The 15,382-nt window shown below is 40.7% G+C and carries 14 protein-coding genes; 9 read left to right on the top strand and 5 right to left on the bottom strand.

Translation table 11 applies throughout. The features are described from left to right. Positions 1–22 precede the first annotated feature (22 nt). Both LBYS_RS10655 and ltrA read left to right on the top strand, forming a co-directional pair. Positions 23–649, top strand: coding sequence for a nitroreductase family protein (locus LBYS_RS10655; protein ID WP_013408886.1), 627 nt, complete (start codon positions 23–25; stop codon positions 647–649). Between the two features lie 620 nt (positions 650–1,269). Beyond that, the gene (ltrA, locus tag LBYS_RS10650; RefSeq protein ID WP_229310409.1) at positions 1,270–2,544 is read left to right on the top strand and encodes a group II intron reverse transcriptase/maturase; all 1,275 of its coding nucleotides are present in this window, start codon (positions 1,270–1,272) and stop codon (positions 2,542–2,544) included. Positions 2,545–2,623: 79 nt separating this feature from the next. Here ltrA and LBYS_RS10645 read toward each other — a convergent pair whose 3' ends face one another. Continuing rightward, the gene (locus LBYS_RS10645) at positions 2,624–3,562 is read right to left on the bottom strand and encodes a PfkB family carbohydrate kinase (protein WP_013408884.1); all 939 of its coding nucleotides are present in this window, start codon (positions 3,560–3,562) and stop codon (positions 2,624–2,626) included. A gap of 201 nt (positions 3,563–3,763) precedes the next feature. On the opposite strand from LBYS_RS10645, the gene LBYS_RS10640 reads away from it, so the two are divergent. After that, complete coding sequence (locus tag LBYS_RS10640) at positions 3,764–5,248, top strand: hypothetical protein (RefSeq protein ID WP_013408883.1); 1,485 nt, start codon at positions 3,764–3,766, stop codon at positions 5,246–5,248. Between the two features lie 91 nt (positions 5,249–5,339). Here LBYS_RS10640 and LBYS_RS10635 read toward each other — a convergent pair whose 3' ends face one another. Together LBYS_RS10635 and LBYS_RS10630 are read right to left on the bottom strand one after the other, a co-directional pair. Continuing rightward, positions 5,340–5,840 (bottom strand): GbsR/MarR family transcriptional regulator, encoded by a 501-nt coding sequence (locus LBYS_RS10635; protein ID WP_013408882.1) that lies wholly within the window; start codon positions 5,838–5,840, stop codon positions 5,340–5,342. 110 nt (positions 5,841–5,950) lie between these two features. After that, complete coding sequence (locus tag LBYS_RS10630; RefSeq protein ID WP_013408881.1) at positions 5,951–6,607, bottom strand: metal-dependent transcriptional regulator; 657 nt, start codon at positions 6,605–6,607, stop codon at positions 5,951–5,953. Between the two features lie 66 nt (positions 6,608–6,673). Between LBYS_RS10630 and LBYS_RS10625 the strand changes: the two genes are divergently transcribed. Beyond that, the gene (locus tag LBYS_RS10625) at positions 6,674–8,107 is read left to right on the top strand and encodes a MaoC/PaaZ C-terminal domain-containing protein (protein ID WP_013408880.1); all 1,434 of its coding nucleotides are present in this window, start codon (positions 6,674–6,676) and stop codon (positions 8,105–8,107) included. Here the strand turns inward: LBYS_RS10625 and LBYS_RS10620 are convergent. Both LBYS_RS10620 and nhaA read right to left on the bottom strand, forming a co-directional pair. Further along, on the bottom strand, positions 8,091–9,893 hold the full coding sequence (locus LBYS_RS10620) for an ExeM/NucH family extracellular endonuclease (protein ID WP_013408879.1): 1,803 nt from the start codon (positions 9,891–9,893) through the stop codon (positions 8,091–8,093). The two genes, LBYS_RS10625 and LBYS_RS10620, sit on opposite strands and share 17 nt — an antisense overlap. A gap of 16 nt (positions 9,894–9,909) precedes the next feature. Further along, positions 9,910–11,073, bottom strand: a complete 1,164-nt coding sequence (nhaA, locus tag LBYS_RS10615; RefSeq protein WP_013408878.1) for a Na+/H+ antiporter NhaA — start codon at positions 11,071–11,073, stop codon at positions 9,910–9,912. Positions 11,074–11,150: 77 nt separating this feature from the next. On the opposite strand from nhaA, the gene LBYS_RS10610 reads away from it, so the two are divergent. The 5 genes from LBYS_RS10610 to LBYS_RS10590 all read left to right on the top strand — a co-directional run bounded on the left by LBYS_RS10610 (position 11,151) and on the right by LBYS_RS10590 (position 15,374). Next, positions 11,151–12,179, top strand: a complete 1,029-nt coding sequence (locus LBYS_RS10610; protein WP_013408877.1) for a sensor histidine kinase — start codon at positions 11,151–11,153, stop codon at positions 12,177–12,179. Continuing rightward, positions 12,172–12,852, top strand: coding sequence for a response regulator (locus tag LBYS_RS10605; protein WP_013408876.1), 681 nt, complete (start codon positions 12,172–12,174; stop codon positions 12,850–12,852). The genes LBYS_RS10610 and LBYS_RS10605 overlap by 8 nt, the downstream gene beginning before the upstream one ends. A 67-nt stretch (positions 12,853–12,919) precedes the next feature. After that, positions 12,920–14,839 carry a KUP/HAK/KT family potassium transporter gene (locus LBYS_RS10600; protein WP_013408875.1) on the top strand — a complete coding sequence of 640 codons (1,920 nt, stop codon included), beginning with the start codon at positions 12,920–12,922 and terminating at the stop codon, positions 14,837–14,839. Between the two features lie 61 nt (positions 14,840–14,900). Beyond that, positions 14,901–15,077: a hypothetical protein gene (locus LBYS_RS19280; RefSeq protein ID WP_013408874.1), complete on the top strand. Its 177-nt coding sequence runs from the start codon at positions 14,901–14,903 to the stop codon at positions 15,075–15,077. A 9-nt stretch (positions 15,078–15,086) separates the two neighbouring features. Beyond that, positions 15,087–15,374: a hypothetical protein gene (locus tag LBYS_RS10590; RefSeq protein ID WP_148225808.1), complete on the top strand. Its 288-nt coding sequence runs from the start codon at positions 15,087–15,089 to the stop codon at positions 15,372–15,374. Positions 15,375–15,382 lie beyond the last annotated feature (8 nt).

Here is a 15,382-nt window from a genome sequence, read left to right as displayed (position 1 = left end):
GTGCCATAAAATTAGAAGATTAATGGCATTATTAGAGGATTTGAAATGGCGTTATGCCACTAAAAAGATGAATGGCCAAGCCGTTCCGGAAGAGAAGTTGAATTATATACTGGAAGCGGCGAGGTTAGCGCCTTCCACTTCGGGCTTGCAGCCTTATAAGATTTTAGTAGTTACAGATAAGCAAAAGCTGGAAGACATTAAGAAGATAGCTAATAATCAATCGCAAGTGGTAGATGGTTCTCACCTTTTGATCTGGGTGGCCTGGGATCATTTTGATGAGGCAAAAGCTGAAGAGATTTTATTGAGAACCGGAAAGGAGAGGGGTATGCCTGCAGAGAACAGCATAGCGTATAAAAACATGTTGGTATCCAAATATGGTCCTCAAGGAAAGCAGTGGCAAGCTGACAGAATGGCGAAGCAAGCTTATATCTCTTTTGGACTTGCTTTAGCGGCTGCAGCTGAGCAGAAAGTAGATGCTACTCCTATGGAAGGGTTTGATAATGAGGCTTTGGATAAATATTTGGGGCTGAACGGATGGAAATCAGTAGTGATGATGCCTATAGGGTATCGTGATGAGGAGGGCGACTGGCTAGTGAAGCACAAGAAGTTCCGACTACCCATGGATGAATTTGTGGAAGTAATTAAATAAGAAAAGGGGCACATAAGCTAGAGTGCCCCTTTTTTGTGTGCCCAGCATGGTCAATAACTCTAGGGTGTAAGTCCCGAACACGCCTTTACAGTGGGAAGTGTTAGCTTATGACAAGGGTGTCCACCGTGAGGTGGAATCTGAAGGAAGTCTGAGGCAAAACCTCGATCCGACGAACAGAAACTACATACAAGGCCGCAAGTGTTGGGTGAGGCTGCAAAACAAGCCGAAGCCCTAAACTGTACGGAAACACTATGGTAAATGTAGCGGATATATGAGGTGAAAGTTATTGTTCTTACCTGGGGAGATCTGACTAAACTCTGTCAAAGGTATACGCGAATGCCCGCGAAGAAACATATAGCAGAATAATAATGCTAGTATGCTTTAGTCAGAAGTCAGCAGAGGACATAGTACCCTGCTTCTCTACTTTATACAGGGGAAGGTCTGAATGTTAGAATGGCAAAGGAACCATGAAGTTTATGACGAAGTGTTAAAAGCCGAACCACATAAGAGAACTGCTTGCATGAGGGTAGGTCGGAAACTGATAGTAAAATGCAAGAGGAGCTTAGCTGAGTCGTGCAACGAAGTGGACACAATGCCTGAGGTTTTTTTTTAGTAATACTATGTTGGAAGAGATATTACACATCCGAAATGTCAAACACGCAGTTGATCGTGTCATCTCTAATGGAGGTGCTAGCGGAGTTGATGGTATGCAGATCGATAATCTTCGTGACTACCTTAACACGCACTGGCAATCCCTGCGATCGGATATTCTCTCTGGCACTTACCGCCCACAAGCTGTTCGGAAAGTAGAGATTCCCAAAGCAAGTGGCGGCAAGCGTATGCTGGGTATCCCAACGGTCATCGACCGTGTTATTCAGCAAAGCATTTCCCAATGGCTTGGGTTAAAGTATGAGGGTGATTTTCACGATAACAGCTACGGCTTCCGTCCGAATCGTAATGCTCATCAGGCCGTCATTAAAGCGCAAGAGTATCTGAACTTGGGCTACACGTGGGTCGTTGAACTTGATTTGGAACAATTCTTCGATCAAGTGAACCACGACATACTGATGCATCTTTTGAGCAAGAAGATTACGGATCGTCGAGTCCTAGCGCTGATCGGGAAATACCTTCGTTGTGGGATTATGGATCATGGTCTTGAACAAAAGCGAACCAAGGGCACACCACAGGGCAGTCCTTTAAGTCCACTTTTGTCAAACATCATCCTGAACGAACTGGATACGGAACTCAGCTCCCGTGGACATCGATTTGTACGCTATGCGGATGACTGTAGTATCTACACGAGGAGTAATAAATCCGCAACTCGTATTATGGGCAACATCACCAGCTACATCGAATCTACACTAAAGCTGAAGGTGAACCGTGAAAAGAGTAAGGTAAGCAGACCTTCCCAAAGTAGCTTACTCGGCTTTAGTTTCTTCAAAACTCAAGGAGATTGGCAGATTCGTATCTCTGCAAAGAGTATCGAACGAGTCCGAGAGAAGTTACGTCAAAATACTAGACGTAATACAGTTACTCCTATGCATGAGCGACTGACTAAACTACGGCAAATTATTCACGGCTGGGTGGATTACTTTCGTATAGCAACGAATAAGAAGGTGATGGTAGCACTAGATGAACTAGTGCGAAGACGCTTGCGTGTTCTTCTTTGGAAACAATGGAAGACCGCAGGTAATCGAATTCGTAACTTAATGAAACTGGGAGCCAAACGCTGGCTTGCCTATCAACATGCGAACACCCGTAAATCCTATACCCGAACAGGGACAAGTCCTATCCTTCAAACAACGCTAACAAACTCATACTTTACTAAACTAGGCTACGAAGGATTTGCAGACTACTATTACTGGAGAACAACACATCAAACGACGTTATTCTAACAAACCGCCTTGGTACGGATCCGTATGCCGGGTGGTGTGAGAGGACAGATAGGGAAATAATCCCTATCTTCCTACTTGATTAGTTTTTGTATCTCATGGAGTCGCTGATTTCTACGCTGGATAAGCTTAGGAATTCTCTAACTCTACTGACGATTTCTTCTTTTTTGAGGTATTGCATTCTCTCTGTACCGAATTTTTCTACACAGAAGGAAGCCATTGCAGAACCGTAGATTACGGCTCTTTTCAGGTTTTCAAAGCTGGTGTCATCTGTCTGTGCCAGGTAGCCAATGAATCCACCTGCGAAAGTATCCCCAGCTCCGGTAGGGTCAAATACATCTTCGAGAGGAAGAGCAGGGCAGAAGAAGATTTTATCTTCCTGGAAGAGCAAAGCTCCGTGTTCACCTTTTTTGATGACCAGGGTTTTAGGACCCATTTGAAGTATTTTTTTTGCCGCTTTTTTCAATGAAAATTCACCTGAAAGTTGGCGAGCCTCAGAGTCGTTGATGGTTAGACAATCAATCTCTTTCAAGACCATTTTCAAGTCATCCATCATGATGTCCATCCATAGATTCATGGTATCCATCATGACGAATTTTGGTCTTTTCTTCAGTTTTTTAAGGGTTTGATACTGGATCATAGGTACCAGGTTTCCCAGCATCAAATACTGGGTATCTTGATAGGATTCCGGGATAATCGGATCCCAGTTTTCAAATACGCCCAATTGAGTGTCCAGGGTATCTCTATGATTCATGTCCTGGTGGTATTTTCCGTGCCAGAAGAAGGTTTTACCTGAGGGGTCCTTTGCGAGTCCTTCGGTATTAATACCGTGCTTTTTAAAGGTTTCAAACATCTCTTCAGGGAAGTCATTTCCCACGATACCCACCAAGTTATTTTTTGTAGCAAAGTAAGATGCTGTAAGTGTAATGTACGTAGCTGCACCTCCCACAATCTTGTCTGTGCTACCGAAAGGGGTCTCTAATTTGTCAAAAGCAACGGACCCAACGGTTAAAAGACTCATTCAAGTATATTTTTTGTCACAAAATTAGTTTCTAATTAGAAAAGTGTGTTAGTTTTACTCGGAAAAATCAAAATTACTCCGTTTATTTTTTTAATTGTCTGTCAAAAAAAATTACATTTGCAAATCAAATAGACACTACCTTTGTCTTGAGTTTTGTTTATTAGTAAATTAAATCAAGTTACAGGAATAAAATTTCTCACAATGAAAAAGAGATTATTAAGTTTTGTCACCATTCAGGCGGTTGCACTTTTATTTGGTGCCTTCACTTTCCAGAGTTTTGGCCAAAGTACAAAAACCAGTACAGCCCGCCTTCTTGAGGCTTTTGGCCCGGCTCCTAGCTCGAAGCCAGTGCTTTTAAAGAGGTTAGGTACAAGCCCTCAGTTTGGTGAAATCCCACAGCACACAGCCAAATCAGCTTATGATCACCTGAAAAAGGTACACAGTAGAAACCTTAGAAACAGTAAGAAAGAGATTGATAATTTCTTAATGACTCTAGGTTATACCGGATTTAATGACCCAGCATTTACTGTGGATAAAATCACTCCTGCTATCCTTCCAAAAGGAAAAATAGGATGGATGGGTGGATATTCCCGTGGACATAAATACAAATGGTCAATCTTAGGTAATCCATTCCCTACCTTTAAGATCATGGCCAAAGATGGCGCTTGTCATGCTTATATCATGAAGAAATGTGGTAACGCTTTCTATGATCCTACTGAATGTTCAGATTGCGAGCCATGTCAACCTTGTGATCCAAACTCAAAAGATAAGAGCAAGTGTCCTGATTGTTTAACTCAAGATTTAACTTTTGCCGGAAATGGTTCTATCAAAGCCGGTGATGTGGTAAATACAACTCAAACGCTTCCTATCGTAGGTACTTATAATGATAAGAAGATCTGTATCGGTGAGCAAACCGTTCCAGTACGTTTAACTTATGAACTAACTGCAGAAGGTAAAGTAGATTATTCTCGCACTTTCCAGGTTTGTGATTACGGTACAAACGCTCCTACAAGTTTGAACATGCCGGTTCTTCTTAACTATGAAATCTCTGCTGCTGATGTAACCCTAGGTGGAGAGAATGGAAGTTCTTTGAATGTTCCTTTGACAAAGAAGCAGTACAAGAAACTTAGAAAACTTTATACAGAATGTCCAAGTGATTTTGTTGCTCCTTCAAGCGCTACTCCACTTGTTGCAAATCGTGTAAGCAACTTCTCTGAGGCTTCTGCTGCTCCTGCACTTGGTACTAAAGTTGATCCATTGAGCTGTGTTAAACAAACGTTGACACTAGAAGGAAATGGTGAATTAGCTGATGCATCAGTAAAAACAGAAACGAAAGAAGTTACTGTGATCGGTCGCTACATCAAAGAAGGTAAATTGAAAAAAGGAGAGACTGCTGACAAATACAGATGTCTTGGAAGCTATAGCATTCCGGCTAACTCTCAAGTACAATATAACTTGAAAGGTAACAGCAAGATCGAGCACATCATCGATGTTTGTGACACGGGTAATGTAAATCCTAATGAGAATATCAGCGTACCTATGACGATCAACTCACAATTCACTCAGCAAGACGTGATGGTTGGTGACTACGGTAAGATTTATATCCCATTGACTAAGAAGCAATACAAGAAAGTAAGCAAGATCTACGGTAGATGTTGTGCTGACGGAAGTTCGAAATGCTTCTAAGAATTTCTTAAAAATAGATTGCCCCCAAAAAGTTTAAAACTGATTGGGGGCATTTTTTATTCCTATCTATTTATACCTATCTATTGTACATCTATTTTTTAAGGTTCAGGAAAGTTTGAACCAGCCATTGATGCTCTTCTTTTGAGATCAATTCTAAGGTATTATCTGCTAGGGAGGCTATTTGGTCAATATCATTGAGAATCTTAAGCATACCTTCTGCTTCAGGATTATCCTGTAAGCCATTTTTAAGCTCGTGTACGGCATCTAATAGGGGGGAGAGTTCTCTTCTTCGTCTTTCTCTGCTGATCTGTCTAGTGACCTTCCAGATGTCTTTTTCTGCTACAAAGTATTCCTTTCTTTCACCGGGGATGAGTTGCTTAAAGATTAGGCCCCAGCTAATCAGGTCTCTGAGGTTCATGTTTACATTCCCTCTGGAGATTTGTAGCTCTTCCATAATCTCATCAGCATTCAAGGCTTTTTCCGACAGAAGCAATAAGGCGTGGATCTGAGACATAGTCCTGTTGATTCCCCATTGTGCAGAAAGGGTCCCCCAGGTATGTATGAACCTGTCTTTAGCTTCTTTTATATCCATGTTTGCACGTAATTCTAGGTTCAAATTAACAATAATAATTTTGAATTTTCAAAATATTCTGAAAATTATTAAAGTTTTTGCTGTGAGATTATTAAGCCTTTAAGCGAGGACTAGAGGGGGCTTACGCGTAGATTGGAGCTGATCTTTGGAGAAAGAGATAGGAACTTTTCATCATTGATCCTGACATTCAAGGAATGGTCAAACTCCATGATTTCCAATACTTCTACTTTATCACCTAGTTTCAGTCCAAGGTGATCTATATGTCTCAGGAACCTGTCGTCAGAGGAACCAACAGCCATAAAACGATAGGAGATTTTCAGCTCCGCTTCTGAAAGTTTAATATAGTTGAGTACCGGCACCTCACCGTGAGCATTAGGTATAGGAGACCCATGAGGATCTACGGTGGGATGTTTCAAGATTTCGTCTATTTTTTCAAATAGTTTGGGGGATTTGATGTGTTCTAATTGTTCTGCCACTTCATGTACCTCATCCCAAGCAAATCCCATCTTTTCCACCAGGAACATCTCTACAAGCCGGTGTTTTCGAATAATCAGTCCGGCGAATTTTCGTCCTTCTGATGTAAGTTTAAGTGGTCTGTATTTTTCATATTCCACCAGATCCTTAGCAGCAAGTTTTTTGATCATGCTATTAACAGTGGGCATTTTTATGTCCAAACTCCTGCTCAGGTCCAGTACAGAAACCTCAGGATGATCTACACTGAGGTGAAATATGGCCTTGAGATAGTTTTCTTCTGTTAATGTCAGCATAAAGCAAAATTATTCCTACGGTTTAAAGTTAAAAGGGATTAGCTTTGAATACAAAATATTTTGAGAATGAAAGCACTGCTGATAGGTGCAAAAGCTGAAGCACCTAAGTGGACGGAATTAGATCAAAGGCCTTTAGCTCCAAATGAACTGAGAATACAAATTGCCGCATGTGGCATTAATTTCCCTGATATTCTTATTCAGGAAGGTAAATATCAATTCCTGCCTACATTTCCGTATACTCCGGGTGGAGAATTTTCTGGTATTATTACTGAACTTGGAGAAGAAGTTCAAGGCTTTACTATAGGTCAAAGGGTTTACGGCATAGAACGCTGGGGGGCATTGTCTGAAGAAATTATCCTTAAGGCAGATAGAGTTTTTTCTTTGGCGGATAGTATGCGTTTAGAAGAAGCCGCAAGTATGATGTATAATTTCAGTACGGCGCTCTATGCTCTAAAGCATAAAGGAAAAATGAAGCAGGGGCAGAGGATATTAATACTTGGCGCAGGAGGAGGTGTAGGTTCAGCAGCCGTGCAACTGGCCCATACCCATGGTTTAAAAGTAATTGCGGTTTCCCGTTCCAGTCCCGAGGTGCTTAGAGGGTACGGGGCAGATGAAGTCTATACCTATGATTCTTTTAAAGATAAAGTAAAAGGTACTCCTTTGGATCTTGTTTTAGACACTGTGGGTGGATCTAGCGCAGAAGAGGCATTAAGGTGCTTGTCGCCCGGCGGCAGATATCTTGTGGTAGGATTTGCAGCAGGAGAAGTGCCCGTTTTTCCTTTGAACCTCATCTTGCTAAAGGACGTAAGCGTAACGGGCGTCTTTTGGGGTAGTTTCTCGAGAAAATTTCCATACAAACAAGAAGAACTGGCCCGTGAAATATTTCAACTGCATGCTTCCGGAAAGATTCAGATGCCAAAGGTGAAAAGGTATGCATGGGAGGAGGCAGTTTCTGTCCTGTCTGACTTTAAACAAAAAAGAGGAGTGGCTAAATATTTGGTAGTAGTTTCTCCTCGATTGATAGCAGAAGATCAGGTTAGATCTGTATCCAAAAAACGAATTTTCCTTTCCCCTGAGGAGGTGCTAGCTAGCATTGGTATGGAATTAGGAGAAAGTCCGTTTATTGAAATTACTCAGGAGATGATAGATGATTTTGCAGATGCTACCTTAGATCATCAGTGGATACACATCGATGAAGAAGCTGCCCGTCAGACACCTTTCGGCTCCACCATAGCTCACGGCTTCCTTACCTTAAGTCTGAGTCCTAAATTCTTAGAAGAGATCTACGAAATGCCTTTTGTGAAGTCAGGTATTAATTATGGTGTAGATAAAGTGAGATTCTTAGCACCAGTAAAAGTGAATGATAGGATCAAAATGAGTGCTCGTCTATTAGAAGCAGAACCCTCCAGAAATAAAGGCCTGAAGATGCGTTTAGGCGTCACTTATTTCGTGGAGGGTAAGCCGATATGTGTTGCAGAACTTCTTAGCGTGCTGTACTGAGCTTCAATCTGATGATGATAGGATCATGATCAGATGAACGGAATGGAGATGCATCGTAATAAGACTTTATTTGTTCAGCCGACTTATATTCCATGTTATAATCTAATACCGGAGCCTCATCCGAATTTATATGCCATTTAACTGCCTTTTTTACCTGAGACTTCATAGTGGGAGTGGCTAGTGCATGGTCTAGAGAGCCCCAGAAACCATCGTAAACATAGGAATAGGAGGTCGCAGGAAAAAGAGGATGATACCCTTGCTCATCGAGATAAATGAGGGGGTCTTCCATGGCGTAGCTATTAAAATCACCCATCAAAATATAATCCGGATCATCCGTTCCTGTAGGGCGGGTAGCAAGCCAGTTCTTTAAGTCTTCTGCTTGTTGGACACGGAGTTTATTGTTCCTTCCTTGGCCATCTAAGAGATCTTCGTTTCCTTCTCCCGGACTTTGTACGCCTTTAGATTTGAAATGTACGCCCACTACTGTGAATACTTCATTTTCTTTCAGAGTGGAGAAGGTTTGTATGACCGGCTTTCTTCGGGTAGAGTCAAAAGACGCGCTACCATAGCCATCAGGCATGGTTACCATTGCACCTACAGGTTGGACTTTTTTACTATCATAAAGTAGGGCAGAGACTATTGCATCCCATCCTCTATCGGGGTTTTCGCATGCTACGAATTGTCTAGTTCCTCCTGACTTTTCATTAAGGGCTTTGATCAAAGTTTGGATGGCACTATGTTCATCAAATCCATCGTTTTCGATCTCCATTAAGGTCACAACATCTGCTCCGGATGCAAGGATGACATTTACAGTTTTATCTTGTTGACGTTTTAGTTCTTCAAGTGAAGAAGCGCCCCGCTCTGTTGGGAAGCCTCCACCTTTGCCGTCACCATTAAAATAGTTTAATACGTTAAATGCTGCTACGGTGAGGTTTGTGCCTTTTGGTAATTTCCCAGGAGTAGATTCTCTTTTGTTTTTTGGTTTAAAATAAACCTTTTCAGTAGGCTGGATACGAAAGGCATCAAACCTATCGTCTAGGATGCCTACTACCTCTTTGCTTATATCTCCTCCTCTAATGGCATGGAACATATCAAAGCTGTGTCCTTCTCTGCCAAAGGGTAAGTTGGACGGGTTTCTAAGCCCGCTGCCATCATCTAGTATGATTTTTCTTTTTTCCGCTTCCGCTAAATAGTCTCTGTAGGCAGCAGGATCAGGGCGGTGGAATTGGGTAAATTGATCTAGCCTTCCATCCGTGCCTTCTGCATTTCCTTCACCATCTACAGAAAGGGTAATTTGACCAAATCTTCCCATTTGGTACATTTCCGTCACAAATAGCGGGCCTTTGATTTTCACTAGCATGCCTTCGTATTGTTCCGGGTTTTCTATAGGTAAGTTTAAGACCACAGGTTTAGGGAATTTCTTCTTCTCAGACAGAGTCACTATTTCCGTGATGTCTTTAATTTGTGTCAATGAGCTTTTTGGACTTTTTAATTCTGCTACTTGTCCTGAGACTTGAACGTAATCCCCTTTTTTACCATTGAATTTTCCCGCCGGATCATAGATAAATATGCCTTCTGAGGTACTTTCATCTTCATCTGGCTCCGCTTCTTGTATGAAGAATCCATTAAGTCTATCCTTTCCTAAAAAGGTGCCTGTTACAATTCCCCTAACTATCACTTTTTCACCCACTAGAGGAGATGTTCCTCCGCTCCCCTGTATTTTATGAATTGGAGTTTGTGCACTTAGACTAAGGCTCAAAAGGAGGAGGAATAAGATTTTTTTCATATTATATAATAAATGATCACTTTTTAGCTAGAATGGATAGGTAAATAGAGCCTATTATGCCCGCTAAGAGTGAGGCCAAAAGTATACTAAATTTCGCTTCAGATAAGAACAAATGATTCTCTTTGAATGATAAAAGAGATATAAAAACAGACATGGTGAAGCCTATTCCGGCTATTATACCAATACCAAAGAGTTGTTGCCACTTCGTTCCTTCCGGTAGATTTGCCATCTTTAATCCTACAGCGACTCTGGATATTAGCGTAATTCCTAGAGGTTTTCCAATGAGCAGTCCTAATATGATACCTAAGCCCATGGGAGAAGATATACCATGTAACATTTCTTCCTCAAAGCGGATATTGGTATTAACCAGTGCAAAAAGCGGCATGATTACAAAGTTTACCGGAGTGAGAAGAATATGCTCTAGTTTTTCTAAAGGTGATTCTTTCTCATCTGGAGTAGTAGGTAAGGTCATAGCTACTAAAACACCTGCTATGGTAGCATGAATCCCGGAATGATGGATGAAATACCAGATAAACGCACCTGGGATGAGATAGAAGTATAGTTTCTTGACGCCTAGTTTATTAAAAGCAAATAAGAGTGCTACTAATCCGGCCGCATACAATAGGTAAAGGTAATGCAGCTCTGAGGTGTAGAAAATGGCAATTACCAATATGGCCAAGAGATCATCAACTATAGCTAAGGCAGCTAAGAAGATTTTAAGAGCCGCAGGAACTTTATTTCCTAAAAGAGTAACTATAGCTAGAGCAAAGGCTATATCTGTAGCCATAGGTATTCCCCATCCTTCGGCAGCATTTGTGCCCTTATTAAAGAAAAGGTAAATTAGGGCAGGAACTATAGCGCCACCTATCGCTGCTAAAATGGGTAAAGCGGCCTTTTTAGGACTGGATAATTCCCCTTCAATTAATTCTCTTTTGATTTCAAGACCTACCATTAGGAAGAATATAGCCATGAGGCCATCGTTTATCCAGGTCAAAATGCTGTATTTAAGAACAGGTTCAGGGCCTATTTCAAGTTGTAAGAACGATTCAAATGAAGGTCCTAAGTTAGAGTTAGCAACTAGTAATGAAAGGATAACGCACAGTAAGAGAATGACTCCACCTGCCATTCCAGATTGTAAAAACTGTCTGAAAACGGCTAAATTGATTCTTGTATTCTTCATTTTCCAAAATTACGAAATTAATTTTTGATGAGCTTAGGAAGAACTGGAGTACATTTGCTATAAACCATAACTTTTCTATGCGATTAACTAAGCAAATAGGCCTGGGTTTTATCACCGTTTTTCTGATCTCCTTTTGCTGTTGGACCTTAAGAGGGGTTTTGGATTACAGGATGGTAGCACTAATCTTACTTTTTACCGTTTCTGTACTGTCATTATTGTTAGATATCTTACCCATCATTCTGGTAGCGGTGATGAGTGCCCTGCTACTTAATTTGGTATTTATTGAGCCAGTGTGGCATTACAAGATCAATAGTTCAGAAAATGTACTGCTATTTCTCATTTACCTATCTGTAGCCTTAGTTTCAAGTGTGCTGTCCTACAAATTAAAGACGGAAAGAGCAAAAATCAGAGACCAAAAGGAACGTGAAAAGACCCTGGAACTCTATAATACTGTTTTAAATTCTCTCTCGCATGAATTGAAAACCCCCATATCTGCCATCATTGGAGGAGTGGATCTCTTAAAAGATGGCAACTTAGCTCCGGCCCAGAGAAGTATGGTTTTAAAGGAGATAGAGACGGGGGCCTTAAGGTTAAATACACAAGTGGAGAGTTTGTTAAACATGAGTAGACTAGAGTCCGGCACTTTGAAGCTAAAGTACGACTGGACGGATATAAATGAAATGATTTTTGGGGTTATAGAGAAGATGAGCAAAGAACATCTCCGAAAAATTGATTTTGAGCCTATAGATCTTCCCTTGGTCAAATTAGACGTAGGTTTAATAGAGTTAGTTCTGCTGAGTCTAATCCGAAATGCTTTCAGGTATTCTATACCGGGAGGGAAAGTATGTTTGTCGGCACAAATTACTAATGATCAACTTGTCCTTACGGTGGAAGACGAAGGTCCAGGGATTCCGGAAGAGGAGAGAGAAAAGGTTTTCCAAAAGTTTTATAGATTGTCCCTAAAAGGGGGTACTGGACTAGGATTAGCTATAGTGCAAGGTATTGTAGATGCTCATGGTGGAAAGATCCGTATTAAAAATAAATCCCTTTTTGAGATAGTATTGCCAGTGGAAATGTCTTACTTGAACCAACTAAAAAATGAGTAAAGGAACTTTACTGATCATTGACGATGAACCGCAAATTCGGCGCTTGTTATCCATTAATTTTCAAAATCAAGAGTATAAGGTAATAGAAGCCGCAACAGCTGACGAGGGTTTAAGATTAGCCGCAAGTCATCTACCAGATCTCATTCTCTTAGATTTGGGATTGCCTGACTTGAGTGGGCATGAATTACTCAAACAACTAAGAGAATGGTATACCAAACCTATTTTGATCTTAACGGTGGAAAATAAGGAAGAAGATATCGTTGTAGCCTTAGATAACGGAGCGAATGATTATTTATGTAAACCATTTAGAGTGGGGGAATTGCTGGCTAGAGTACGTTCAGCTTTACGCATGAATACTACGGAGAGTTCTTCTATTATCCAACTAGGCGCCTTAGAAGTTGACTTAGTGGGTCAAACTACACGTTTAGATGGAGAAATTCTCAAATTGACTTCTACAGAATTTACCTTACTTGCATTGTTAGCAAAACATGCCGGAAGGGTGCTGACGCATCAATTCCTTTTAAAAGAAGTTTGGGGCGTAGGATATCAAACGGAAACCCAGTATCTAAGGGTCTTTGTGGCTCAATTAAGAAAGAAGATAGAAAAGGATCCAAATCATCCTCTGCGCCTGGTAACCGTGAGCGGGGTAGGTTACCGATTAGAATCTTTATAAAATCTTTATATCTCCTCTAGAAGCTTAATACTTCCTTGATGCCTTATCGCTGACCTTTGTAGGCGATATGAAGAAGGTAACAGCAGCGTCATTAATGATAGCCTTGGGCATCATTTATGGGGATATAGGAACGAGTCCCCTTTATACATTTAAAGCGATAATTGGCAGCAGACAGATCTCTGAAATGCTCGTTTTAGGTGGTGTGTCATGCGTTTTTTGGACTTTGGTTTTACAAACATCTATTAAATACGTATGGTTGACTTTACAGGCAGATAATGAAGGTGAAGGAGGGATCTTTTCCCTATATGCCTTAGTAAGGAAATACGGGAGAAAATTAGTGATTCCTACTATGGTAGGGGCTTCAGCTCTTCTAGCAGATGGGATCATTACACCTGCAGTGACAGTAAGTTCAGCTGTTGAAGGGTTGGTTCAACTGCCTGCTTTTTCTGGAATTTCTACTGTTCCGCTTGTACTAATAATACTTTCTTTGGTTTTCTTTTTTCAAAGGTTTGGAACCGAAAAAGTAGGGAAAGCTTTTGGCCCCGTAATGCTGATCTGGTTTGCTTTTTTACTGGTAAGTGGATTGAAGCAAGTACTTTTATACCCTGAGGTCCTGAAGGCCTTAAATCCTGTATATGCTAAGGATTTACTTACAAAATATCCCGGAGGTTACTGGTTATTGGGAGCCGTTTTCCTGTGTACCACGGGAGCAGAGGCTTTATATTCAGATTTAGGGCATTGTGGAAAGAAAAATATTCATTTGACCTGGGTGTTCGTAAAACTATGTTTAATCGTGCAATATTTTGGTCAAGCGGCATGGCTATTGACGAGAGAGGGACAATATTTGGGGGAAGCCAATCCATTTTTTGGTCTGATACCTCAGGAATTAATTCTTCCAGGTGTATTACTGGCTACACTAGCTGCTATTATAGCATCACAGGCATTGATCAGTGGTTCATTTACCTTAGTGAATGAGGCCATCAACTTAAATTTTTGGCAAAGGGTTATGGTTAAACAACCCTCGGAGGCCAAGGGGCAGATCTACATTCCCAGTGTTAATACCCTATTATGGATAGGAGGGGTGTTTGTGGTTTTGTATTTCCAAAACAGTGCCAGGATGGAAGCTGCCTACGGCTTAGCCATCACCATAACCATGCTGATGACCACTTTTCTTTTGGCTTATTTCTTAAGGTATAAACTCCATTGGAACAAATGGACCGTTTGGACTATTGTGGCTGTATTCACAGCAGTTGAATTAGGTTTTTTTGTTGCAAATCTGATGAAATTCATGGAGGGCGGATATATCACTGTACTAGTGGGCTTTCTCTTTTTGACTATTATGTATACCTCTTTTGAAGCTAGGAAAATAAACAATAGATATACACGATTTGTACCCTTAGGTAAGTATGCCTCTAAGATAGTGGAACTTTCCCAAGATGTTCAAGTTCCCCTATATTCTACTCATTTAGTGTATTTAACGAAGGCAGATCACAGGGACCAAGTGGAACAAATCATTATGGATTCCATTTTCTCTCCTCAACCCAAAAAGGCCAAGGTATATTGGTTATATCATATTAACCGTACTAATAATCCTTATACCTTGAATTATGAGATCTCAGAGTTAGTACATGAAAGGGTAATCAAAATTGTGCTAAATATCGGATTCCGTTTACAGCCTCGTAGTGAATTATACTTCAAAAAGATATTACAGGATTTGATAGAAAGGGACGAAATGGGTTTAGCATCAAAAGTAGGTCCAGGGAGTAAATATTCAAAAAATTTCGATTATACATTCGTGGTGCTGGACAAATATATCTCTGTAGAAAATGAATTTAATTTTCATGAAAGATGGGTTTTGAATACATTTTTTGGGCTTAAAAAATATGTACAAAAAGACGACAAGGCTTTTGGTATAGATAAACCTAAAATTGAAACGGTGCCACTGGTCTTTCACCCTGCGCCTAAACTAAGTCTTGTAAGAAATTAGATGAAATGGATATTTCTTTTTTACGATTAGAGTTATTTATATGCTGAAAAAAACTAAATTAATGAAACCCAAACCATTAATGATTGTGGCACTTTTATGGGTCTTAAGTTTTTGTGCTTTTTCCCAATACGGCCCTCCTCCTGGTGGCGGAACCCCTCCTAAACCCAAAACTGCGGAAGAGCGTATAGAGGAAGAAGTCAAGTGGATGAAAAAGAAACTAAAGCTCACGGAAGAATAGATCGTAGAAGTGAGTAGGATTTCCGAAAAGTATGCTTATGCTCAGCAGGATCTAATGAAATTAGCTTTTCAAGGCGGTAGATTAGGAGGAAGAGAGAACTTTAAGGCAGGTTTGCAAAAACTTACTGCAGATAAGGATGCAGAAATGAAAGAAGTCTTGGACGATGCTCAATATAAAAAGTATTTAAAAAGAAGGGAAGATCCAGTGAAGGAGATAGAAAATAGGCCTTCAGGTGGTCCCGGTCAAGGCAGAGGTCCTGGGGGCGGCCCGGGAGGTATGCGACAAAGAGGAATGTAAGAGCAAAA

The sequence above is a fragment of the Leadbetterella byssophila DSM 17132 genome, assembly GCF_000166395.1.
In the GTDB taxonomy this organism is placed as follows: domain Bacteria; phylum Bacteroidota; class Bacteroidia; order Cytophagales; family Spirosomataceae; genus Leadbetterella; species Leadbetterella byssophila.
Note: the sequence above shows the minus strand (reverse complement) of the source record. Positions and strands in the feature narration are given on the sequence as shown.